This is a genomic window from Undibacterium sp. WLHG33, assembly GCF_049544815.1.
Classification (GTDB): Bacteria; Pseudomonadota; Gammaproteobacteria; order Burkholderiales; family Burkholderiaceae_D; genus Undibacterium.
Window position 1 is genome coordinate 2,943,237 of the sequence record NZ_CP186697.1, and the last position, 23,829, is coordinate 2,967,065.

The 23,829-nt window shown below is 49.1% G+C and carries 18 protein-coding genes and 3 pseudogenes; 5 read left to right on the forward strand and 16 right to left on the reverse strand.

Going from position 1 to position 23,829, the window contains the following annotated elements; genetic code table 11:
• Positions 1 to 92 precede the first annotated feature (92 nt).
• Positions 93 to 1,640, reverse strand: a complete 1,548-nt coding sequence (locus ACOTSW_RS13365; protein WP_423679563.1) for a diguanylate cyclase — start codon at positions 1,638 to 1,640, stop codon at positions 93 to 95.
• Positions 1,641 to 2,055: 415 nt separating this feature from the next.
• On the opposite strand from ACOTSW_RS13365, the gene ACOTSW_RS13370 reads away from it, so the two are divergent.
• On the forward strand, positions 2,056 to 3,657 hold the full coding sequence (locus tag ACOTSW_RS13370; RefSeq protein WP_423679564.1) for an ABC-F family ATPase: 1,602 nt from the start codon (positions 2,056 to 2,058) through the stop codon (positions 3,655 to 3,657).
• Between the two features lie 66 nt (positions 3,658 to 3,723).
• Here ACOTSW_RS13370 and ACOTSW_RS13375 read toward each other — a convergent pair whose 3' ends face one another.
• The 4 genes from ACOTSW_RS13375 to ACOTSW_RS13390 form a co-directional block, all read right to left on the reverse strand.
• Positions 3,724 to 4,308 carry a hypothetical protein gene (locus ACOTSW_RS13375; protein WP_423679565.1) on the reverse strand — a complete coding sequence of 195 codons (585 nt, stop codon included), beginning with the start codon at positions 4,306 to 4,308 and terminating at the stop codon, positions 3,724 to 3,726.
• A 391-nt stretch (positions 4,309 to 4,699) separates the two neighbouring features.
• Positions 4,700 to 6,589 carry a ferrous iron transporter B gene (feoB, locus tag ACOTSW_RS13380; RefSeq protein WP_423679566.1) on the reverse strand — a complete coding sequence of 630 codons (1,890 nt, stop codon included), beginning with the start codon at positions 6,587 to 6,589 and terminating at the stop codon, positions 4,700 to 4,702.
• Positions 6,586 to 6,879, reverse strand: a complete 294-nt coding sequence (locus ACOTSW_RS13385) for a FeoA family protein (RefSeq protein ID WP_423679567.1) — start codon at positions 6,877 to 6,879, stop codon at positions 6,586 to 6,588. The genes feoB and ACOTSW_RS13385 overlap by 4 nt, the downstream gene beginning before the upstream one ends.
• A 186-nt stretch (positions 6,880 to 7,065) precedes the next feature.
• Positions 7,066 to 8,136, reverse strand: a complete 1,071-nt coding sequence (locus tag ACOTSW_RS13390) for a DNA-binding protein (protein ID WP_423679568.1) — start codon at positions 8,134 to 8,136, stop codon at positions 7,066 to 7,068.
• 255 nt (positions 8,137 to 8,391) lie between these two features.
• On the opposite strand from ACOTSW_RS13390, the gene ACOTSW_RS13395 reads away from it, so the two are divergent.
• A complete protein-coding gene (locus ACOTSW_RS13395; RefSeq protein WP_423679569.1) occupies positions 8,392 to 9,330 on the forward strand; it encodes a tyrosine-type recombinase/integrase in 939 nt (312 codons plus the stop codon).
• Between the two features lie 187 nt (positions 9,331 to 9,517).
• On the forward strand, positions 9,518 to 11,161 hold the full coding sequence (locus ACOTSW_RS13400) for a Na+/H+ antiporter (RefSeq protein ID WP_423679570.1): 1,644 nt from the start codon (positions 9,518 to 9,520) through the stop codon (positions 11,159 to 11,161).
• Positions 11,162 to 11,559: 398 nt separating this feature from the next.
• Here the strand turns inward: ACOTSW_RS13400 and ACOTSW_RS13405 are convergent.
• The 6 genes and pseudogenes from ACOTSW_RS13405 to ACOTSW_RS13430 form a co-directional block, all read right to left on the reverse strand.
• A pseudogene (locus ACOTSW_RS13405) lies at positions 11,560 to 12,614 on the reverse strand (MFS transporter).
• A 126-nt stretch (positions 12,615 to 12,740) separates the two neighbouring features.
• The gene (gene pcaD / locus ACOTSW_RS13410) at positions 12,741 to 13,523 is read right to left on the reverse strand and encodes a 3-oxoadipate enol-lactonase (RefSeq protein WP_423679571.1); all 783 of its coding nucleotides are present in this window, start codon (positions 13,521 to 13,523) and stop codon (positions 12,741 to 12,743) included.
• A 34-nt stretch (positions 13,524 to 13,557) separates the two neighbouring features.
• On the reverse strand, positions 13,558 to 14,760 hold the full coding sequence (gene pcaF, locus ACOTSW_RS13415; RefSeq protein WP_423679572.1) for a 3-oxoadipyl-CoA thiolase: 1,203 nt from the start codon (positions 14,758 to 14,760) through the stop codon (positions 13,558 to 13,560).
• Between the two features lie 65 nt (positions 14,761 to 14,825).
• Complete coding sequence (locus tag ACOTSW_RS13420; RefSeq protein WP_423679573.1) at positions 14,826 to 15,479, reverse strand: 3-oxoacid CoA-transferase subunit B; 654 nt, start codon at positions 15,477 to 15,479, stop codon at positions 14,826 to 14,828.
• Between the two features lie 24 nt (positions 15,480 to 15,503).
• Positions 15,504 to 16,163 carry a 3-oxoacid CoA-transferase subunit A gene (locus ACOTSW_RS13425; protein WP_423679574.1) on the reverse strand — a complete coding sequence of 220 codons (660 nt, stop codon included), beginning with the start codon at positions 16,161 to 16,163 and terminating at the stop codon, positions 15,504 to 15,506.
• A 35-nt stretch (positions 16,164 to 16,198) separates the two neighbouring features.
• Positions 16,199 to 16,933: pseudogene (locus tag ACOTSW_RS13430) on the reverse strand (benzoate/H(+) symporter BenE family transporter); the annotation flags it as partial.
• A 16-nt stretch (positions 16,934 to 16,949) separates the two neighbouring features.
• On the opposite strand from ACOTSW_RS13430, the pseudogene ACOTSW_RS13435 reads away from it, so the two are divergent.
• A pseudogene (locus tag ACOTSW_RS13435) lies at positions 16,950 to 17,189 on the forward strand (coniferyl aldehyde dehydrogenase); the annotation flags it as partial.
• A gap of 7 nt (positions 17,190 to 17,196) precedes the next feature.
• On the opposite strand, the gene ACOTSW_RS13440 reads toward ACOTSW_RS13435, so the two are convergent.
• Together ACOTSW_RS13440 and ACOTSW_RS13445 are read right to left on the reverse strand one after the other, a co-directional pair.
• Positions 17,197 to 18,558 (reverse strand): putative bifunctional diguanylate cyclase/phosphodiesterase, encoded by a 1,362-nt coding sequence (locus ACOTSW_RS13440; protein WP_423679575.1) that lies wholly within the window; start codon positions 18,556 to 18,558, stop codon positions 17,197 to 17,199.
• A 261-nt stretch (positions 18,559 to 18,819) separates the two neighbouring features.
• The gene (locus tag ACOTSW_RS13445) at positions 18,820 to 19,098 is read right to left on the reverse strand and encodes a hypothetical protein (RefSeq protein ID WP_423679576.1); all 279 of its coding nucleotides are present in this window, start codon (positions 19,096 to 19,098) and stop codon (positions 18,820 to 18,822) included.
• A gap of 258 nt (positions 19,099 to 19,356) precedes the next feature.
• Between ACOTSW_RS13445 and ACOTSW_RS13450 the strand changes: the two genes are divergently transcribed.
• Positions 19,357 to 19,680, forward strand: coding sequence for a hypothetical protein (locus ACOTSW_RS13450; RefSeq protein WP_423679577.1), 324 nt, complete (start codon positions 19,357 to 19,359; stop codon positions 19,678 to 19,680).
• 130 nt (positions 19,681 to 19,810) lie between these two features.
• Here ACOTSW_RS13450 and ACOTSW_RS13455 read toward each other — a convergent pair whose 3' ends face one another.
• From ACOTSW_RS13455 to ACOTSW_RS13465, 3 genes are all read right to left on the reverse strand, one after another.
• Positions 19,811 to 21,106 carry a tyrosine-type recombinase/integrase gene (locus ACOTSW_RS13455; protein ID WP_423679578.1) on the reverse strand — a complete coding sequence of 432 codons (1,296 nt, stop codon included), beginning with the start codon at positions 21,104 to 21,106 and terminating at the stop codon, positions 19,811 to 19,813.
• A 176-nt stretch (positions 21,107 to 21,282) separates the two neighbouring features.
• The gene (gene ychF / locus ACOTSW_RS13460) at positions 21,283 to 22,374 is read right to left on the reverse strand and encodes a redox-regulated ATPase YchF (RefSeq protein WP_423679579.1); all 1,092 of its coding nucleotides are present in this window, start codon (positions 22,372 to 22,374) and stop codon (positions 21,283 to 21,285) included.
• 23 nt (positions 22,375 to 22,397) lie between these two features.
• The gene (locus tag ACOTSW_RS13465; RefSeq protein ID WP_423679580.1) at positions 22,398 to 23,792 is read right to left on the reverse strand and encodes an MATE family efflux transporter; all 1,395 of its coding nucleotides are present in this window, start codon (positions 23,790 to 23,792) and stop codon (positions 22,398 to 22,400) included.
• Positions 23,793 to 23,829 lie beyond the last annotated feature (37 nt).

Here is a 23,829-nt window from a genome sequence, read left to right on the forward strand (position 1 = left end):
CGCCGGTGATCGTAGCTAACTAAGACATGAGTTTGAATCACATTCGTGTCAGTTCTTTCAAAGCGCAACTTCGGGTTGCGCTTTTTTATAGTTTATACTGAAACCACCCGGTCCCGGCCCGCCTGCTTTGCTGCATACAGGCCCTTATCCGCCTGATCTACAGCAGTCTGAGCGGATTCCTGCTCCGGTGCTGCCATCGCAACGCCGATACTGACGCTGATGTGCCCGACAGGATCAACATGAGACGTTTTTATATTCTGCCGAATTTTCTCAGCAATGCTGATCGCATTTTCCAGATTTGTCTTGGGCAGAATAATCAGAAATTCTTCACCGCCGACCCGGCCTGCAAAATCAGTTTTGCGCAGTGATGTCTGGATTTGGTTGGCGACGTGTGTCAGGACTGCGTCACCTGTGGCATGACCATATGTGTCATTCACTTTTTTGAAAAAATCGATGTCCATCATCAGCACCGCATATTGTTCCTGGTTGCGCATCATACGGTGAAACTCATGCAGAAGTCGCTCGTTTGCTGCCAGACGGTTAGATAGTCCCGTCAGTGCATCGCGCCGGGCGAGTTGACTGAGCTCCTGATTGGCCGCTTCCAGTTCTGCCGTTCTTTCTGCCACGGTTGACTGTAAATCTTTGTTGGCATCTTCCAAGGCATGCTTACGTGCCAGCAGCGTAGCTGCCATATCTTCCATGGCAGAGTTTAATTCTTTCAGTTCCTTACTATTGGCAGAAACATTGAAAAGTATTTTCTCACCGCCATCAGACACTTTTTTCGCTAACTTTGATAGTTGAATAATCGGACGACTGATATAGTCACCAAGCATCCATGCCAGGAAAATAAAGACGACTGCCGCAGCCGCCACGATCAGCGTGACGATTCTCTGGAGCTTATTGACTTCCGATAAGACCTGATCGCGCGGTTGTCTGACCATCACTTTCCAGTTCAGTGGCCACTTGTTATCGGCCACCGGCTCACTGACGGCAGCGACGGTGGTCAGGTAGTATTCATTGCTGCCCCATTCATGAAAGCCGAAACTGTTTGTTTTGTATTTTTGGGGAACAACAGGGGAGCCGGGCAGTTTTTCTGGGTGGTCAGGATAAATGATCTCGTTATTGCTATTGACGATAAATATTTCAATTTTCCTTTGGCTGGCATCATCCGGCATGACCTCATTGATTGCGTCTGATGTCCAGCGCCAATGCGCATGAGCGCCCAACACAGCGCGTAACTGTCCTTTCTGATCATAAACCGGAGCAGCAAAATCAATGAAACGGATAGGCCATTCGTGAATTTTATTGCGCAACAGTCCCGCAAGCAGTGCGGCTTCATGTAGATCTCCGACGTAGGTTCCCTGTTGTGAATGCTGAAACCACGGGCGACTACTGACATTTTCTCCGACCAGATTGTTATTAGTTGCATGCAGCACCTGGCCATGGATATCGACCAGTCCTATCCATGAGTAATAAGCGTATGACTGATGAAGGCGGCCGAGGCTGGCGTCAAAGTCTTTACTATCCAGAGGTGCGCGGACGAACAGCGGAGTTTGTGCCAGCAGTTCCACTTCGCGACGACGTTCTCTCATATTTTTTGCAAGCACAGTTGCCGTTCCCTTAGCCAGAGTGCGTAACATGATTCCGCGATCGTTAATTAACTGATCTGTATGGATTTTTGTGATGTAGAAATAGGTGGGAAAGCCTAGTAAAAAAACTAAGATAATGAAAGAGCTTGCGATGATGGTATGTATGGGAGGTGGTTTCAGTTTCACTAGAGTGCACCTTATTTTTTACCGCAATGGATGAGGGAGGTATTTCAGTCCGGGCTCATGTTATTGATAATTTAGTCAAAAATCAATCGAGTAAATCAGCAATTTTCATTTGTATATCAGCATTTTATCTGCTCGATTCCGTCTGATTTTATTTCTTGTATCGCCTTAATGTCTGTTGGATATCGTATTCTCTGATTTGTTCATGTTGCCGGATGTCTGGTGGTAAACGTCGGATGGTATAATCGACGGTTAATTATTCATTTTTGCAAAAGGTTTTTCCGTGCTATCTACCGCAAATATCACCATGCAGTTTGGCCCTAAGCCGCTGTTTGAAAATATCTCAGTCAAATTTGGCGAGGGCAATCGTTACGGTCTCATTGGTGCCAACGGTTGTGGCAAATCTACATTCATGAAAATCCTCGGCGGTGATCTGGAACAGTCTTCCGGTACTGTGATGCTGGACCAGAACGAACGCTTGGGTAAATTACGTCAGGATCAGTTTGCGTTTGAAGAAATGCGCGTTCTGGATGTCGTGATGATGGGGCATACCGAAATGTGGGCGGCAATGTCTGAGCGCGACGCGATCTATGCGAATCCGGAAGCGACCGATGAAGACTACATGAAGGCGGCCGATCTGGAAGCTAAATTTGCCGAATACGACGGTTACACAGCGGAAGCGCGTGCTGGAGAGTTGTTGTTGGGGGTTGGTATTCCTACAGAGCAGCATCAGGGGCTGATGAGTGCGGTTGCGCCGGGCTGGAAGCTGCGCGTTTTACTGGCACAAGCCTTGTTTTCTAATCCTGATATTTTGTTGCTTGATGAACCGACCAATAATCTGGATATCAATACGATCCGCTGGCTGGAAGACATTCTGAATCAGCGTAATTCAACCATGATCATTATTTCGCATGATCGCCATTTCCTGAATCAGGTCTGTACCCACATGGCAGATATGGACTATGGAACGCTGAAAATTTATCCAGGCAATTACGATGACTACATGCTGGCATCGTCGCAGGCGCGTGCGCAGCAAATGGCAAATAATGCCAAGGCGAAAGAGAAAGTCGCTGAATTGCAAGACTTCGTCCGCCGCTTCTCTGCGAATAAATCGAAGGCGCGTCAGGCGACTTCCCGCGCGAAGCAAATCGATAAAATTAAAATTGAAGAATTTAAACCGTCCAGTCGCCAGAATCCTTTCGTGCGTTTTGATGGTGAGAAAAAGTTGCATCGTCTGGCAGTAGAAGTCCAGGGACTGACGAAAGCTTACGATCGTACTTTGTTTAAGAATGTTGATCTGACGATAGAAGCAGGTGAGCGAGTTGCGATTATCGGTGCCAACGGTATCGGTAAAACGACCTTGTTACGTTGTATCGGTGGTCAGGAAATCACCGGTTTGCATGCGGATCATGGCATGGTCAAATGGGCAGAAAATGCAAATGTTGGCTACATGCCTCAAGATCCTACCGAAGAATTTGCGTCGGATAAAAATCTGACCGACTGGATGGGTCAATGGACCCAAGAGGGCGACGATGACCAGGCCGTGCGTTCTATTCTCGGACGGTTGCTGTTCGGCGGTGACGATGTAAAGAAATCAGTGAAAGTTTTGTCGGGGGGGGAGAAAGGCCGGATGATGTATGGCAAGCTGATGCTGGGCCGTCACAATGTCTTGCTCATGGATGAACCGACGAATCACATGGATATGGAGTCGATTGAGTCATTGAACATTGCTCTGGAAAAATACGCAGGTACGCTGATTTTCGTATCGCATGACCGCGAATTTGTGTCCTCGCTGGCGACCAGAGTACTGGAAATCAAGGAAAATGAGATTATCGATTTCCACGGTACTTACGAAGAGTATCTGAGTAGCCAGGGCATTGAATAATTCTTTGACCGATATATTCGCCACAATAAAAAAGCCGGGCTGTCCCGGCTTTTTTTATTTCACTGGTTACTTGCTGAAATTAATTGCGCTATCGCGCAATAGTGTGTCATTTTGCTGAGCCTGTTCTCCTTTGTACAGCAGGTAATCAAGTCTGTCCCGCAGGCTGCGCGCCATTTCTCTGCCTTTTGACTTCATTACGGCTTCCAGATAAGGCTGGCGTAATTTCTTGAAATCGTCCAAGGTGCTTGCTCGTTCTACCTTCATCTGTAAGGTGAAGCCGCGTAATCCGAGCACACTTTTAATCGTTTCGTTGAAGAAAGTGTAGACCTCGCGAAACTGTTCGGATTCACTCATTTCTTCGACTGCAACGGCCGCCGCCGGAGGTAATTCGCTGACAAGATTGATTTCAGGCGCGGCAGCTTCGATGATTTCGCCACTTTTGCTGACCGCGGTGATCAATTCCTGATCTAACAATTCTTGTATATTATTTTCATCAAATCCTAACGCGGATACTTTTTTTAATAACTCCGTCGCAGTTTGTTTTCCGTCCACCATGACAAGTAGGGTGCGAAGACGGTTTGCAAGGTGATGTTTGCGGGTAGCGATTTCCTCGCGCCCTTTTTCTGTTTTATCGTAAATACTGTTCAACATATTGAGCATCGGCCCCAAATCATTTTTACACCAGAAGTACTAACTGGAACTGAGCAAAAGCATACAACACACTTGCTTCCGATGCCACAGGTATTGGTTAAGCGTAACGCTGAGTGAACGAGATAATGTCAGATTTTATGGATGGGAATGACAGGTTTAGAGTGCTGGCTCAATTGTGTGGGTTGCGATGTTTCATCGCAACTATTACACGATGAAGAGCAAGAGCTGGCGCAGTTTTTCACCGCTACTTCAAAATGACTTGCTAATTTCGGATGGCGCTTATTCAGTTTAAACTGTATTTTTTTTCTGACAGACGCGGGCATCCATTTCAACAGAAGATAAACAGATGCACCGAATAAAATCAGAAAAGTGATTGCCGTTTGTGTCATGATTATGCCCCCGTAAAATAGAGTGCCACGCGGTAGGTAATAAAAGATGCGATATAGGCGAGGCCAAATAGATATGCCGCCATCAGCAACGGATAGCGCAAGGTATTCGTTTCACGCTTTACCACACTCAGCGTTGCGATGCACTGCGGAGCGAACACATACCAGGCTAGCAAGGATAAAGCGGTGGGCAGACTCCACGACTGCGCGATAAGCGGTTCCAGCATACTGTTCAGATCGTCACCAGATTGCGACAGTGAATAGACGGTTCCAAGCGCTGCAACGGCCACTTCACGTGCCGCAAGCCCGGGAACCAGCGCGATACAAATTTGCCAGTTAAATCCGATGGGGGCAAAAATGAATTCAAGCAAACGTCCGAGGTGACCAGCTATGCTGTAATAAATCGGTGGTTGAGTTGCATTTTCAGGAGCGCCGGGGAAGCTGCTGAGAAACCACAATAAAATCATCAGTGCCAGAATGATGGTGCCGACGCGGGTAGTAAAGATTTTTACCCGCTCCCACAGACCTAACAATAAATTCCGTGCGTTCGGCAGGCGATAATCAGGTAACTCGAGCATGAGCGAATGCAGTCCTGCTTTGCCCCATTGATATTTAAAAAACAGAGCGACGAGCATGGCGGAGAAAATGCCTGCAATATACAAGCTGAATAAGACCAAACCTTGCAGGCTTAATACGCCGAATACTGTTTTTTCAGGGATAAACGCTGCGATAATCAGCGCATAAACTGGTAGACGCGCAGAACATGTCATTAAGGGCGCGATCATGATAGTCACCAGACGATCGCGTGGATTTTGTATCGTGCGGGTCGCCATGATGCCCGGGATTGCGCATGCAAAACTCGATAATAAAGGAATGAAAGCACGACCGGATAAGCCGACTTTTCCCATTACCCTGTCGAGTAAGAACGCTGCGCGTGGCAGATATCCTGAGTCTTCCATCACAAGAATAAAGAAAAACAGAATAACAATCTGTGGCAGAAAGACCAGAACACTGCCAGCGCCACCGATGACTCCTTTAACCAGCAATTCTTGCAGCATTCCTGCCGGTAAAGAAGATTCAACCAGACTACCCAGACCTTCCATTGTTGATTTAATTAATTCCATTGGTAATTGCGCCCAGGCAAACACTGCCTGAAATACCAGAAACATCAGGCTGGCAAAAATCAGTGGACCAAAAAACGGATGCAATATCCAGCGGTCGATACGATAGCTGAGCGGCGCTTCCTCATTGCCGATATTTTTTATTTGCTGCACGCATTCTGCGACCAAAACATTAACGGCTTGTTGAACTTCTTCCGGTAACAGTGTCGCAACTGCCTCAGAACTCGGGACTGTATTTGCTGTGTCTAAATACTGAGCAAGTGTTTCCAATTGACGAAGCAGGGCGTCTACGCCTTCGGTGTCAACGGCTATAGTCTCAACGACAGGGATATTCAGTGCTGTAGCAAGCGCATTGATATCAATGTGGATCTGACGTTTTTTCGCCAGGTCCATCATATTGACTGCGAGTATCAGTGGTAAGCCCAGATTCTTAAGCTCAAAAGCAAGCCGTAGACCACGCTTAAGGTTGGTTGCATCGACAACACACAGAACTGCATCGGGCAGTACTTCGCCGGAACGCTGGCCTTTGACAACTTCTTCCGTAATTTTTTCATCTGGTGTGATCGCATTCAGACTGTAGGTACCGGGAAGATCCAGAACACTCCAGTAGCGACCGTTTGGCGCAGTGAAATGACCTTCTTTGCGTTCTATAGTCACACCCGCATAGTTTGCTACTTTTTGTCTGGCACCGGTAAGCCGGTTAAACAGAGCCGTTTTACCGCAATTCGGATTGCCCACTAATGCAATACGATGTGGCTTTAATTGATTCGTCATTGCGCTGCTTCCATTTTGCTGACGCCTATCAGGCTTGCTTCGAAATTCCGGAGTGCAAAAGTGGATTCTCCAACGCGAACAGCAATTGGTTCACCACCAAAGTAACCTTTGTGTAATATCTTAATCTTTTCGCCATGAACGAAACCCAGCTCTTTCAGACGACGTGTAATATCCGTGGCGGGAATCAGATTGTTCTGCGATGGCTGAAACAGATCGGTCACGATGGCAGTATCGCCAACACGCAGGTGATCCAGTGTGATAGGGGAGGGGGTTACGGACGAACTGCTCATGGTGAACCAGACGGTGATAGATGTGAAGTGACTCTAAATGATAATGAGAATATATATCAATATCACCGACTGCACAATGATTCTTCGTCGTAGCAGAGGTAAGCCTATTGACCTTAATTAAGTGATTTGGGGATCGCACGCTCAGTGTCAATAGTCCGGCATATCTGGCTGGTAGTCTTTCGTATCTTATTTCCTGTAATTTTCTCGCACTGATTGCGCATCCTGGCTCTCTTTAATTGATTCCTGTTTTATTTTGACATTAATCAGCTCTGATATTAACTCCTGTTTCTCTTCTTCAATTTGCTTTACTTTCATTTCAGACTGTTTCAACTGATCGTTCAGCATTTCTTGTAATTTTTCCGATACTGCAGTAGATGTGATCAGACGCTGAGACTCAAGCTGACATTCTGTGAGATCTTTTTTGAGATCAAAGTTTTCTTGTTTTAATTCCTGACATAAAAATTCCGCCTGATATAGTTTGATTTGAATCGCTTCGAGATCTTCTTTGCGCTTCTGTGCATTATTGGCAATTTCAGTATTAATTAATACTAATTGCTGAATCTCTGCTTCTTGCTTTGCCTGCGTATTTTCCAGTGCCTGATTAGTTTTTCTGGCGAGCTGCAGCTCGTTTTCCATTTGTGTGAGGCGGCTTTGATAAGCCTTCCTGTCTTCGGAGCGTTGATTGGCTGTCGCCGTCTGGAAATGTTCGAATTGGTGCTGTATTGCCTCATTTTTTTGCTTTAGCTCTTTGACTTCCTGAGTTCTGTCTGCAAGTCGTAGCGATAGGCCATCCTTTTCGCTTTGCAGGCTCCCGAGTTTAAGTTGTAAAGATAGATATGCCTCTTCGGTTGATTGCAATTTTGCATTATTGGCTGCAAGCTGCCCTTCTAATGCGGCTTTGCTGGTAGTCAGTGACTGTATTTCTTTGGCCAGTGTTTCCTGCTGATTTTTTGCTGCGCAAATCAGCTCATTATGTTTTGCTGTCATTGCTGCGATTTCCTGCTCGAGGTCACTTTGCATTAGCGTGTAAACACCTCGCACTGCATTCAGGATCGATTCTGGCAACCCGGCACCTGCTGCCTGCACCTCATTATGATGTTCCTCTTTCCACTGTTTAAGCATCGGCGCGATCGTACTTTTGCTGCCCGTGTCTCCCATCATTTTTCGTACGTTATCGACGGTTATCGATTGTCCTTTGGCTGCGAGCTCATTAGCGGCTCGCGCAACATCAGAATAAAGAATTCCAGATCTGGCCATAGATTACCTCAATAAAATAATAAATTACGTATTACGTAATATTACGATAAAAATTGAATTTATTTATTTTTATTTTTTAATTTATAAGTATCGATAATGTATATTATCGAATGTTATTTTCGATCAAAAATACGTTTCTCTTATCCTCTGTTACGAAATATGAATCCGGCTCCAATAACGAAAAATCGGTTAACGAGTGAAAATTACACTTCAGACAGCAATGAGCCTGAAACGCTGGCGTTAACTCTTCCCCGTGTGCTTTCGCCAGTCTCTCAGCAGCAAGTTGAAGCATTCTTAGCTGCGGCTACTTCAGAAAATACGCGCCGCGCGTATCGGTCGGCGATCAGACATTTTTTAGCGTGGGGCGGACTGTTGCCGGCTGATGAAACCGGTCTTATACGCTATCTGGCAGAGCATGCAGGGTCTCTGAATCCTCGCACATTATCTTTGCGTCTTACTGCCTTATCTCAGTGGCATCAACATCAGGGTTTTTCTGATCCTTGCGCGTCCCCCAATGTCAGAAAAATCCTGACTGGTATTATGCGGGTTCATGCAAAGCCCAAAAAAAAGGCGAGGGCGTTACTTATCGAAGATCTGGAGCGCATTGTGCGTTATCTGTCATCTCAGCCTGATATAAAAGCAATACGTAACAGTGCGTTGCTACAGATCGCCTTTTTTGGCGGTTTCCGACGTTCGGAATTGGTGAGCTTGCAATGTGAGTACGTGAAATGGGAGTCTGAGGGAGTCTCCCTTTTGCTGCCGCGCTCCAAGACAGATCAGGCCGGGGAGGGAGTGCTGAAAGCAATTCCTTATGGTGATGACAGTTGTTGTCCTGCGACTGCGTTACAGCGATGGCTCAAGGTTTCGGGCATCGATACCGGAGCAATCTTCAGGCGGATAGATCAATGGAAACGTATAGGAGAGCAGGCGTTGCATCCTAACAGCGTGAATAAAATACTCGCTGAATGTGCTGCGGCAGCGGGTCTGGATTATGTGCCGGAATTCAGTAGTCACAGCCTGCGTCGTGGTATGGCTACCAGCGCTTACCGCGCGGGTGCGAGTTTCAGGGACATTAAACGACAGGGCGGATGGCGCTTTGATGGTACCGTGCAGGGGTATATTGAAGATGCCGATCAGTTTAAAGAAAACGCCATGCAGAGTTTATTGCGAACAAAAAACAAGTCTGCGCAATAACGGTTGCGAATGGAATTGATCTGGCAGCGCTATATTTGACGTTCCTCATTGCTTTGCCTCTTTCAGCTTGTAAATTGCGTCAATAAATTGCCGTAATTGCTGTTATCACCCGCAAATGACAGTCGCTCTTCTGCTATGATGACCGGGATGCTGTCCTGGTCTGGGAGGCAATTTTTCCGGTTGAACGATGCAAATAATTACAATGGTTTTGATTTTGCTGCTTGCTGTTACTGTAAGCGGCTTTATTGTCAGATTGTCTCCCGTAGCATTGCCGTTACCGCTGATCCAGATTGCCACTGGCGCCATCATAGCCTCATTTTCCCCGTTTGATGTTTCTCTGGATCCATCTATCTTCTTTCTTTTGTTCATCCCACCCCTATTATTTCTGGATGGCTGGCGTATTCCCAAAGAGGCATTTTTTCTGGATATGAAACCGATACTGATGCTGGCTATCGGACTGGTTATTGTGACGGTGGTCGGTGTAGGGTTTCTGATCGACTGGCTGATTCCGGCAATTCCTCTACCTGTTGCGTTTGCGCTTGCAGCAATCTTATCCCCGACAGATCCTGTCGCTGTTTCCGCGATTGCGTCGAAAACGCCTATACCACCAAGACTGATGCACATTCTTGAGGGAGAATCATTGTTAAATGATGCTTCTGGACTTGTTTGCTTCCGTTTTGCCGTTTTAGCAGCGCTGACCGGCAGTTTTTCTCTGGTAAAAGCATCCTGGACTTTTGTATTGGTTGCCGGTGGCGGTGCTTTGATAGGGGTTGTTCTCACCTATGTGATCAATCTGGCAAATCGCTGGCTGATACGACAAACTGGTGAAGAACCCGGTGTCCAGATTATGATCAGTTTGCTGATCCCGTTTGCTGCCTATCTGGCTGCTGAGCATCTCAATGTCTCAGGAATTCTTGCTGCAGTGACAGCAGGAGTCACGATGCATTACTCCGATCTGACAGGACATACGCTGGCGGCAACACGGATGCAAAGACGTACGGTGTGGGATACCGTGCAGATGATTTTAAATGGCATCATGTTTATGCTGTTGGGCCTGCAATTACCCCGAATACTCGAAAGCATAGAAGAGATTGCGATCGATACAGGAATAGCGAGCCTTGCACATTTAACCGCCTATATCGTTTGTATCACTTTTGCGCTGACTGCCTTGCGGTTACTATGGGTTTGGGCTTCTTTGAAGCTGACATTATTTGGCAGAAAAGGTAATGTCGTAGATAAAAAGTCGTTTCCTAGATTATTACTGGTCACTGCATTTGCCGGAGTGCGCGGTGCAATTACGCTGGCGGGTATCCTGACATTGCCGCTGACCATGTTGGACGGAAAGGAGTTTCCCGCCCGCGACCTGGTGATTTTCCTGGCAATGGGCGTTATTTTGCTTTCGTTGATAGTTGCCAGTATGGCATTGCCGGTTCTCGCTGCCGGCTTTGAATTTTCTGAACCTGCGGTTCAGATTAATAAGGAAACGATTGCTCGTAATGCTGCCGCGTCGGCCGCAATCAGGCGTGTTGAAGATTTGTATCGGCGGATTCCCGATGATCAGCCGGAAAGTCTGGTGCAGATGGAGGCCGCAATGCACGTCATTGAATTATACCGACGCCGTTTAGCGCATGGATTAAGACGGAGCGGAACATCGCATCATATTCGTGAGTTAGATATAGAGCGACAAATGCGAATTGAAGCATTACGCGCAGAGCGTGATCAACTTTATCAATTACGTTTAAACCGGCAACTGGATGACGTATTGCATCGCCAGTTGGTACATGAAATTGATCTGATAGAAACTGCGCTGACAAAACAAAAACAACACTAGCTATGTGAGATTTTCATCTCTATCGGTGGTGAAGCTTTGGTTTTTGCCATTTCTCTGAATAAAGATCGCAGGCAAAAAAATAGCCCGCATAAGGCGGGCTTAAATCCAAACCTTGGTGGTATTGGAGGAGACGGGAGTAACTTTACTGCATCGCAGCAAATATGAACAATCACATTTTCAGATATCGATTATTCATTGGGTTAATAACTTGATGTTTTCGCCAGAAATTTAAAGTAACCTTTTATTCGCATAATTTATATTATGTTAAATTAAATCTCTCTCAGCAGCGATGAAATTATTGTTATTATAATTATTAGCTATTGATGTCAAAAACACTGCACCCCCTTATTATTTGTGTACGGGATACAGTGTTTCGCAGATAATTTTTATCTGATCCGTCAGACCGATTTTTCAGGAATGACTTTGGGATTGGAGGCAGAGTTCAGCACTTGTTCTACAACATGGCTGGAATTATTTTTACCGGCCATCGATATGGCGATGCAGGCGATTGCACCTGGTATCGCAAACATGTAGAAGTTAAATTCCAGCGGTAAGTTCATACTTAGTAAGATACCACCCAGAATCGGCCCTAAAATCGCCCCGCTTCTGCCCACGCCGGATGCCCAGCCGATGCCAGTGGAACGGATACGCAAGGGATAGTATTGGGCGACGAAGGCGTACAGCAAAATTTGTGATCCTATCGTCGTCGCTCCTGCGATTGCAACCAGCAGATTCAGTGTCAGCGTATTACTTTTTATTCCCAGCAGACTGATCGAGCATGCTGCGATGATGAAGAACAGTGACAGCACGCGACGCGGAGGAAATTTATCTGCCAGCCAGCCTCCGCCGACTGCACCAACAATCGCACCTATGTTCAAAACCATCAGGAACATCAGACTTGATCCTATCGGGTAACCAGCTTTATTCATCAGTTTGGGAAGCCATGAACCAAGTGCATACACCATCAACAGACACATGAAAAATGAGATCCAGAACATGTGACCTGCTCCCCAAATTAGTACGAAACCAATTTAGAGTCCGCGGTTAAAAAACTGTCTGCAAATTGATTCGGCGTCAGATAGCCAATCCCCAGGCCGGCGATAAAACGGCAAATGGCGAATTCACTGACATTGCTGGCAAAGCCATTAATGAAGGTGAACAGACTGAACAGCACGACGCAAATGGCGATGACTTTTTTTCGTCCTATTTTGTCTGATAACGGGCCAAAGAACATGGCTCCGAACATCATACCGAACAATGCATAGCTGCCCATCGTCCCAGCCTGCATCGGCGTCAGGTTCCAGTCCGCCATCAGCTTGGGTAAGACTACGCCGTAAATGACCAGGTCGTAACCGTCAAAAATGATGACCAGGGCACACCAGAATAACAATACCCAGTGAAAGCGATTAAATTTCGCCTCATCGATGATTTTATGAACATCTGTTTGTTTCATGATTCAAGTCTCCAGATTTATTTATTCATTATTTTTAAATTTTGGGTGTAACAGACCTCCCGCTATGGGTAATAGCGGTTCAGATCAGTTGGTTTTCTTTAGATAACCAGAGGGATACTCTGACCTTTAAGAAATGCGAAGAAAGCTAAGCAGCGCCTTGGTAAAGGCTTGTTCGGCTTCGATGTTCGAGATGTGTGATGCGGCTAGCACCACGGTATGTGAGTGAGGGATTTTTTGCTGCATAAAAGTAGCATCAGCTACTGTCGTTACAGGGTCATATTCACCAGCGACGATCATAGTAGTATTGGCGATCGCGCTGATCTGGTCGCGTAAATCGGCATCAGCCAGCGCTTCACAACAGCTCGCATAGCCTTCTGCGCTCTCCCCTGCCAGATGATCTGACAGCGCTGTCACGGCAGCCGATTGTTGTTCTATGAATGCAGGGCTGAACCAGCGTGAGGCGGCTGTATCGGCAAGACTTTGCAGACCATTCGCACGCACCGCTGCGGCGCGACTGAGCCAGGCTTCACTGTTACCGACTTTGGCTGCTGTGTTTGCCAGCACCAGACTATTGATGCGGGTGCCAGCGTTGATCCCCAGCAATTGACCAGTGACGCCACCCATAGACAAACCGCAGAAATGAGCTTGATCGATGTGTAAAAAATCAAGCAGAGCGATGACATCTCGTCCCAGTTGCTCCAACTGATACGGGCCGGCCGGGCTGGCGGATTTTCCGTGACCGCGTGTGTCATAACGAATAACATGAAACGCTTTACTCAACGCATCAGCCTGCGCCTGCCACATGCTGTGATCGGTACCCAGCGAGTTGGAAAACACAATGGCTGGATGAGATGGATTACCTTGGGTGACATAAAAAATGTCAGTGCCGTTGACGTGGGCGATGGGCATACATTACCTTTGAATGTCGAAGTGATCTTGAGTCTTAGACGCGTTCTATGATCATGGCGATGCCTTGTCCGACACCGATGCACATACTGCATAAAGCGTAGCGTCCCTTAGTACGGTGTAGCTGATACATTGCGGTCGTTACCAGACGTGCACCAGATGCCCCTAAAGGGTGACCTAATGCAATTGCGCCGCCATTAGGATTGACGTGCGCCGCGTTATCCGGCAAACCCAGATCACGTGTGACTGCCAGCGCCTGTGCTGCAAATGCTTCATTCAGTTCAATCACATCCATCTGGTCCAATGAGAGATTTGCTTTTGCCAGCACTTTCCGGATTGCCGGCGCCGGGCCAAACCCCATGATGCGCGGTGCTACCCCGGCAGACGCTACTGCAATGATGCGCGCTTTAGGTGTCAGGCCGAATTGCGTAATTCCTGTATCCGAAGCCAGTAACAATGCACAAGCGCCATCGTTCACACCGGAAGCATTTCCCGCGGTGACAGAGCCATCTATACGCACCACACCTTTCAGTTTTGCCAATGCCTCCAGGCTGGTCACACGCGGATGTTCATCCTGACTGAAAATAAGGGGATCGCCTTTACGTTGTTGCAAGGTGACCGGAATAATTTCTTCTTCAAATATGCCATTTTTCTGTGCCTGTGCTGTGCGCAGCTGGCTCGACAGCGCAAACATATCCTGATCGTTACGTGAAATGCCGAATTCTTCCGCGACGTTTTCTGCGGTTTCCGGCATGGAATCAACACCATACAGGGACTTCATCAAGGGATTGATGAAACGCCAGCCTATGGTGGTATCTTCTATTTTCGCTGCACGCGAAAAGGCACTGTCGGCCTTACCCATCACGAAAGGCGCGCGCGACATACTTTCGACGCCGCCGGCGATCATCAGGTCACAACTATCGCTCTTTAATGCATTCGCTGCCACACCCAGCGCATCCAGACTGGAACCGCATAAACGGTTGATCGTGCTGCCTGGCACTTCCACCGGTAAGCCCGCTAACAAGCTCGCCATACGTGCGACATTGCGGTTGTCTTCGCCGGCCTGATTAGCGCAGCCGTAGATCACATCATCCACCCTGCCCCAGTCCAGAGACGGGTGGCGATTGATCAGCGCCTTAATCGGCAGCGCTGCCAGATCATCTGTTCTGACACCTGACAAAGCACCACCATAGCGGCCAAACGGGGTACGTACTGCATCGCAAATAAACGCGTTTTTCATCATCTCTCCATCATCCCGGAAACCAACCAGGTCATTTTATTTATATTATTTACCGGTAATAAGTATTAAGCGTAGATCCCGTTAATCAGCACTGCTGATGTCAGTTTCTGCAACTCTTCAAATAACAAACCCGGAACCACTTCACGCACGACCAGACCATCTTCCGTCACATCAATAACCGCAAGGTCAGTATAAATCCGGTCAACACAGCCGATTCCCGTCAAAGGATAGCTGCAGCGTTCTACAATTTTGGATTCACCTGATTTGGTCAGATGGTCCATCGTCACAAATACTTTCTTCGCACCGATAGCCAGATCCATTGCACCACCGACCGCAGGAATGGCATCGGGCTCACCAGTATGCCAGTTTGCCAGATCGCCGTTGGCAGCAACCTGGAATGCGCCGAGTACACAAATATCTATATGTCCGCCGCGCATCATCGTGAATGAATCGCCGTGATGAAAAAAACAGCCACCGGTCAGTAAGGTGATATATTCTTTGCCGGCATTGATCAGTTCAGGATCACGCTGTTCCGGTGCTGGAGCGGGCCCCATACCAAGTACGCCGTTTTCGCTATGCAGGAAAATTTCTTTATCTTTTTCGAGATAATTAGCGATTTTTGTCGGTAAGCCAATGCCCAGATTCACGTAAGCACCTTCTGGGATATCCTTTGCGACGCGTTGTGCAATCTGATCTCTGGTTAAGCGTTGGTAAGTCATAAAATCATTCCTTGGTCAAAGAGTTCATTGCGTCACGACGTGCTGGACAAAAATACCCGGAGTAATAATATTCTCGGGATCCAGCTCCCCCAGCGGGACGATTTTGCTTACTTGTGCAATCGTGCAGGTCGCCGCCATTGCCATGATGGGGCCAAAGTTGCGCGCGCTTTTCCGGTATACCAGATTGCCCCAGCGGTCACCCATGTGTGCCTTGATCAGGGCGACATCGGCAAAAATCGGATATTCGAGCACATAGTCTTTGCCGTTGATGTGACGGGTTTCTTTGCCCTCTGCCAGCAACGTGCCATAACCTGTCGGCGTGAAAATCGCTCCCAGACCGGATCCGGCTGCCTGTATGCGGGCGGCCAGATTACCTTGCGGTACCAGTTCAAGCTCAATTTTTTTTGCGTGATAGAGTTTGTCAAACTCATAAGAGTCCGACTGACGAGGAAACGAACAGATAATTTTTCTGACACGGCCAGCCTTCAGCAAAGCAGCCAGACCGATATCACCGTTGCCGGCATTATTATTCACGATGGTCAGTTCTTTCGCACCATGTGCAATCAATGCATCGATCAGTTCAGCAGGCTGACCCGCGGTTCCAAAGCCGCCAATCATAACGGTCGCGCCATCCTTGATCTGAGCGATGGCATCTGCCATCGAAGTCGACGTCTTATCTATCATGCTTAAACCTTTACAAAAATTATGAGTCGTGTGTTTCAGGTATTGGATTTCTGCCGTTGCTGATTCAGAACCAGATAGGCAAACCCACCAATGACGATGCCCCAGAAAGCTGACCCAAGACCAGAAAATGTCATACCAGAAGCCGTGGCCAGAAACGTGATCATCGATGCCTCCCTGTGTTCTTCTTCCTGCACAACAGCCAGTACATTGGTCGTGATTGCGCCCAGCAGAGCAAGACCTGCCAGCACAGCAACAAATTCTTTGGGCAAACTGGTAAAGAGGGCGACGATTGTTCCTGCCATCAATCCGCCGATCAGATAGAAAACACCATTCGCGATACCAGCGATGTAGCGACGATCTGCGTCTTCATGCGCATCTTTTCCGGTACACAAAGCCGCAGTAATAGCAGCAATCACAATCGTGATTCCACCGAAAAATGCAACTAATAGCGAAGCGATGCCCGTCACTGCGAGGATGGGTTTGGCAGGTGTCTGATAACCGGATAATTTCAGAATCGCCATGCCTGGTAAAAACTGTCCGGTCAGGCTGACAATGATTAAGGGTATCGTAAAGCTCAGCGTAGATTGCCAGGTCCATTCGGGCGCAGTCCAAACCGGTGTTGTGACATGTAATTCCACCGTGCTCAGATTAAGCACGCCTGTCAGCATCGCAATCAGTGCGCTAATGAGCAATACCAGCACGATTGCGTAACGAGGCAATATCTTACGAAAAACGATATATGTCACGATCATGATTACGGCCAACAATGGCAACACCACAATCGATTTAATATCGGGTGGCGTTACGATCAACGATTGTCTCTGGCATCTCGGGCAGGAAGCACAGCCTTTTGGTGGCGTTGGCGCCAGTGGCACGGGCGCCTATCACGGAGAATGGGGCTTCCGCACGCTGAGTAAAGAAAAACCGGTTTTTTTTCAAAGCAGGTTGAACGGTATTTTCTTATTTCGCCCACCTTACGGTAAAACCTTCGCACGTATGCTGAAGTTGCTGAAAGTAATTTCCTGAATGCCTGCTATTTTTTATCACCCTGCTCTATTAATTGCACAAACTGCTCGACAGGAACCGGGCGGCTGAACAAATACCCTTGTGCTTCATCGCAGGCAGATTCTTGCAAAAAGGCCAGTTGCGCAGCGGTTTCAACCCCCTCTGCAATCACCGTTAGCTGAAGATTGTGGCCTAGTTGGATGATGGCTTTGACGATAGACGCGCCGTCCGGATCACTCAGCATATCGCGGACAAATGACTGATCTATCTTGAGTTTATCAACGGAGAGCCGTTTCAGATAAGAGAGGCTTGAATATCCGGTGCCAAAATCGTCAATCGACAGTTTGACACCTAATTCTTTGAGACCATGTAATGATTTGATGGTTGTTTCAACGTCCTGCAACAGGATGGACTCAGTCAGTTCCAGCTCAAGCAACTCCGGACGCAAGCCAGAGACAGCCAGAGCATTACTGACCATCTTGAGTACGTCACCGCGTTTGAATTGCAAGGCCGAGAGATTGACGGCAACGACCGGTGGCACAGGATATTTGTCCTGCCATATACGCGCATGGCGGCAGGCTTCGTTGATCACCCATTCGCCGATCTGGATAATATGGCCGCTGCGTTCAGCTAACCCGATAAATTTACCGGGAGCAATCAGGCCATCGATAGGATGTTGCCAGCGCACCAGCGCTTCTGCGGCGATGATTTTGCCCGTTTTGATATCAATCTGAGGCTGATAATGAAGTGTGAATTCATTATTGCGGACCGCACCGGCTAAACCACCGGTTAACCGGATCTGCTCGACCAGGCCGGCATTCATGTCCCGCGTAAAGAAACGATAGGTATTGCGCCCCGCTTCTTTTGCACTGTTTAATGCTGTGTGCGAGTGTTTCAGTAAGGTATCAAAATCCTCACCATCAATCGGGTAGAGTCCGATCCCGATTGAGCAGGAGAGATTCACAACCTCTTTATTGACACTGAATGGTATCGAGAATTCTTCCCGTATGGTATTGCCAATTTCTGCTATGCCGGGGACGTCATATTTACCCGTGAGCAGAATGACGAACTCGTCACCACTTAAACGGCTCATCGTTGCTGTCGCGGGTATGCAATGCTGCAAACGATTGGCGACTTCAACCAGAACCTGATCTCCGATACCGTAACCGAGACTGTCATTAATCTGCTTAAAGTGATCAAGATCAAGGTACAGCATGTTGACCGTCATGTTTTCATTTTTAGCGACAATCACAGCATGATCAAAACGATCGCGCAGTAACAAACGGTTAGGCAGATTAGGGTCTGTTGACGTTTGAACGTAAGCCTTTGAAAAAGAAAGGCAAACTCGTATTGTTAAGGTTTTCACACCGATCCAACACGAGTTTGCCATGCCCCGATTACTGCTCAGAGCAGTAATCGGGGCATGGCAAACTCGTGTTGGATCGGTGTGAAAACCTTAACAATACGAGTTTGCCTTTCTTTTTCAAAGGCTTACGTTCAAACGTCAACAGACCCTAGAACAGAAAAGTGCTTAAACCTCAGAAAGCCAATCTGGGTTGGCATTAAATATTTTTAAAAACATGGTGTTACAAGATTGTTTCGGCAGGGGCGGTGACGAACAAGGGTGCTTTTTGGTAATGCTCGATAAACGCTAGAGGCTGTGGCCGCGAATCGAGGAGGAAGTGCCGCGATGTCGGGGTGTGGCGGCAGCGGCAAGAATCACCTCCAGTCCAGCCAGCCCCTTCTCCGCGCGGCGTTGGCCTTCTCCATCAACCGTGATGGTGCCCGTTCTGGGCCAGAAATTAATAGTGCCAATCTTGATCTGGTCGGGCGGGAAATGCTGGTAATAAACTCCGCGCTGATCGAGCCACGCCATCGACTCCTTCATGGCAAGGGCGGCAAGCTGTTCTTTATTGATAGCTAAGCTCATCGGTCTTCTCCTCGGGGCCTTGGTTGGTAGATTTTGGGGCTAAGGCTGTGGGTATCCATCGATGGATGGATGGATGGATAGATAGGTATAGGTATGGGTATGGGTATGGGTATGGGTATGGGTATGGGTATGGCGGGATTGTGGGGATAGGGGGGTAAGAAATATCCAGACTCCCCCGTCACTGTTACAATTTTTTCGCCAAAATTTTTTAGTCGGCCAAGCGATGCGATCAGGCCATGAAAAAAATGGCACTGCCGGTTGGTCAGTGCCGTTATCTCCAGAGAGTTGGCGTTGCCGGAAAATCCATCGGCGGAATTAGCGGCTTCGCTGGTCTGGCAATGCTGCCAGCCAACGCTCAGCGTCATTCCTGATAATGAATGTGCGCTTCCCAAACTTCTTCGCTGGAAGCCTCCCAGCCTTGATTTCGCCATAGGTAGCAGTTCTGCCAATGCCTGCCCATTGGCAGAATTCGTTGATGGAGAAAACGCCCTTGAGCGGTTGTTGAGTTTCCTGCTGATCCATGTGGCACCTGACTGGAAGTTTATGGTGCTCGATATAGAGTTGCAGGGCGCCTCTTGCTAGGCGGTTGCAACGGCGAGGCCGGGGTGCTGCCGTTGCGAAAAACCATCTCAAAAATGGCGCAAAAAGCTCGCCTGACGTGCCTGCGACATACTGCGCAAACCCTAACTATCTCCCGGCCTCTGGTACAGGGCTAAGCAGCCCGTTCTTGCTTGATCGGGATCACGTTGCTCTCGCCCTTTTTCCACTGATTGAGCAAATCCGCCCATTGCTGCATCATCACGGCGCGATCCTTGAAGTAGTCGGCATGGTTGTAGGTGCGACGAACGGCGTTTGGCTCCTCATGGGCAAGCTGACGCTCGATCCAATCAGGAGAGTAGCCCATCTCATTCAGGCGCGTGCTGCCGGTGGTGCGTGTGGCATGGGGGCTGAATTTCCCCGACCAGTCCAAGACATGCAGCATCTGGCGGAACGAGGCTGTAACCATCGGCTTGGTTCTGTCGTCCCGGTGCGGGAAAAGATGTTTCTTGGTGCCGGTCAGCGTGTGCATCCCCTTGAGTAGGGTGACGGCCTGATGTGGCAAGGGAATCAGATGCTCCTTGCGTTTCTTCATGCGCTCGGAAGGGATGCGCCAGACAGCGGCCTCAAGATCGAACTCGGCCCATTCGGCTTCGACTACCTCGGAAGGCCGGGCGAGGGTCAGCCACATCAGATTGAATGCGCATTGCGTTTGATAGTTGCCGCCGTGACCATCGACAGCTTTCAGCAATTCGCCAATCTCGACGGTGGTCAAAGGACGTTTGTGCTGTGTCTTGTTCGCGGCAATCGCCTTGCGTACCGGATAAACAGGATCGGTGTCGGCGCGAAGCGTGGCGACGGCGAATTCAAAGATGGCTGACATGGTGCGCTTCGCCTCTTGGCAAACGCTGTTTCCGTTGTTCTTATCGGCTCGTTTCAGGATGTCGAGAATATGGACGGGCGCTACCTGCTTGGCGGGCAGTTTGCCGATGGGCGGGAAAACCACGCGCTCCAGAATGTTGATCCGGCGTTTCTTCGTAATTTCCTCCCAGTCCCGTAGGGCAACCCACTCTCGGGCAATGGCCTCGAAGGTGTTGGCTTGCTCAAGGCCGGCCTTGAGGCGGTCAAGCTGTTTTTGCTGGGCGGGATGGATGCCCTTCTTGACCAGCTTCCGGGCGGCCTCCATGGCATCCCTTGCTTCCTTTAGGGAGAGGTTCGGGTACTTGCCGAAGGAGCAGCGATTTTCCTTGCCGAGTAGTCGGTATTTCCAGCGCCAGAGCTTCGAGCCGTTGGGCTTGACCTCCAGATAAAGGCCGTCACCTACTGCTATTTTGTAGGGCTTGTCGTTCGGCTTGGCTGCCCGCAGTGCCGCATCGCTAATCCCGCGTCTGGGGGCACGATTCTGGGTGCTACTGGGGGCATGATTTTCGGGGCTAACGCCAGTATTGGCGCGGGTTTCAGTCGTTTGCATGGGCACGTTTCCTCCGAGAAGGGAGGGCACGCACCGCGCGTGCCCCCAACCATGCCCCCATGTAGGCAGTTCGCCCGCGAACTCACTAGATCATTGGCGAACAAACTACCCCCTGTTTTCAATGTATTGCGAAGTTCTTTGATCTTCGGCGAACACCTGAGAACAGGATTTACTGCTTAGACGTTAAACAGGAAATTCAAAACGTCGCCATCTTTGACAACATATTCTTTACCCTCAGCACGCATTTTCCCTGCTTCTTTGGCACCGGCTTCGCCTTTGAACTGGATGAAATCTTCAAACGCGATGGTCTGGGCACGGATGAAACCACGTTCAAAGTCGGTGTGAATCACACCCGCAGCTTGTGGTGCGGTGTCTCCGATATGGATAGTCCAGGCGCGGACTTCTTTAACACCCGCCGTGAAGTACGTTTGCAGGCCCAGCAATTTGTAGGCTGCTCGGATCAGGCGATCGAGACCAGGCTCTTCCATGCCCATATCGGCGAGGAAATCAGCTTTATCAGCATCATCCAGATCGGCAATTTCAGATTCAATTGCGGCGCAGATTGAGACAATAGGTGCATTTTGCGATTTAGCAAATTCGGTCAGCTGGGCCAGCAGCGGATTATTCTCGAAGCCATCATCGGAGACGTTGGCGACATACATTGCTGGCTTGGCGGTGATCAGACACAGCGGTTTGATCAGTGCCATTTCGTCGGCATCCAGACCCAGTGCGCGTACTGGTTTGGCTTCGTTCAGTGCCGGCATGATGCGTTCCAGCAAAGCGACCAGCTTGGCAGCATCTTTGTCGCCGGAACGGGCTTTTTTGTTTTCGCGGTGAATCGCTTTTTCCACGCTGCCCATATCGGCCAGCGCGAGTTCGGTTTGTATCACTTCGATGTCGTCCAGCGGACTGACTTTGCCGGCCACATGGATCACATTCGGGTCTTCAAAGCAGCGCACGACATTGACGATCGCGTCAGTTTCGCGGATGTGAGCGAGGAACTGGTTACCCAGGCCTTCACCTTTGGAGGCGCCTGCAACCAGACCGGCGATATCGACAAATTCCACAATCGCGTTTTGTATGCGTTCAGGTTTGACGATGTCTGACAATTGTTTCAGGCGTGGATCAGGCACTTCCACTACGCCAACGTTAGGCTCGATCGTGCAGAAAGGATAGTTTTCTGCCGGAATGCCTGCTTTAGTCAGTGCATTAAAGAGAGTGGATTTGCCGACGTTAGGCAGGCCGACGATGCCGCATTTGAGACTCATAGTGTTTTGCCGATCAGATTAAATTAACCCGTTATTTTACCGGATTTGACCGCCATTCTGACCCTTATACTGCTGATACGCTGCAAATAAGTGAGTAACAGGCCACCGGCAATGGTTAAGCCTAGGATCAGTCCTATCCAGAATCCTTGCGATGCCATCGGTGACGATGGCCGCCACGGCATCCATTCCGGTGCCAGACCCAGCAGGCAGCCTATGGGCAGGGCAAAACCATAAAACGCCATCAGATGAATCAGCATCGGCGTGCGGGTGATTTTGTAGCCACGGATCGCGCAGGAGGCTGTGACCTGCGCTGCATCGGATAACTGGAAAATAGCGGCGAATAACAGCAGATCCGCCGCCAGTTTTTGCACTGCCGGGTCTGAGGTATATGCTGCCGCGATACTGTCGCGGAACACGGTGATACCTGTCGCAGAGACAAATGAAAACGCGAGGGAAATGGCAACACCAACCCAGGAGACAAAGCGCGCGCGCAGCTCATCGCCTTCGCCGAGTGCCTGACCGACACGGGTCGTCATGGCGATGCCCAAGCTCATCGGCACCATGAATACCAGCGAAGAAAAGTTCAGCGCAATCTGATTCGCCGCGACTTCAATCACACCGAAACGGGCGATCAGCAAACCGACTGAGGCAAATGCCGATACTTCGGCAAAATACGTGACACCAATAGGCAGACCCAGCTTGAGCGTGGAGCGAATTTCAGCCCAGTGCGGCGGCTCGACATGCGAAAACGGATTGGTCGCACGATACGCTGGAGCGCGTCGCATCCACCAGATCATCGTACCGAACATCAGCCAGATGCCGACACCGGTCGCGACCGCGCAGCCGCTGGCACCGAGTTGCGGCAGGCCGAAATGGCCGTAGATCAGCAGCCAGTTCATGACGACATTAAACAGCAGACCGCCGAGCGCCATCACCATCACAGGCTTGGTCTGATTCAGGCTGGTAGTGTAGCCATACAGAGCGCGGTACATCGCAAAAGCAGGCATGCCTATGCTGATGATATGCACAAAGCGGCTCGCTTTTTCCTGCACTTCCGGCTGCAGTTGCAGATATGAAAATACAAGCGTGGACGCATTCAGTAACAGGCAGGCGATCAGGCCGACGCCAAGACCCAACCACAGCGATTGCCTGACGATATGCGGCACGCGCTCGTATTGTTCAGCGCCGACTTCATGCGAAACGACGGCATTGACCGCCATCATGATGCCCATCACCGTCACCAGCACGATAGTCCAGAGTGAGGTACCTAGCGAGACCGCAGCCAGCTCTTCGGCATTGAAATGCCCGGTCATCGCAACGTCGGCGACACCCATGCCCACTGTGGCAAGCTGGCCGATTAAAACAGGCCAGGCAATTTGCCAGAGAGCGGCGGCTTCGGTACGGATGCGGGTTTTCATGCTGAACTTCTGTCTTTCTTAAAAGGATCAGCATCTT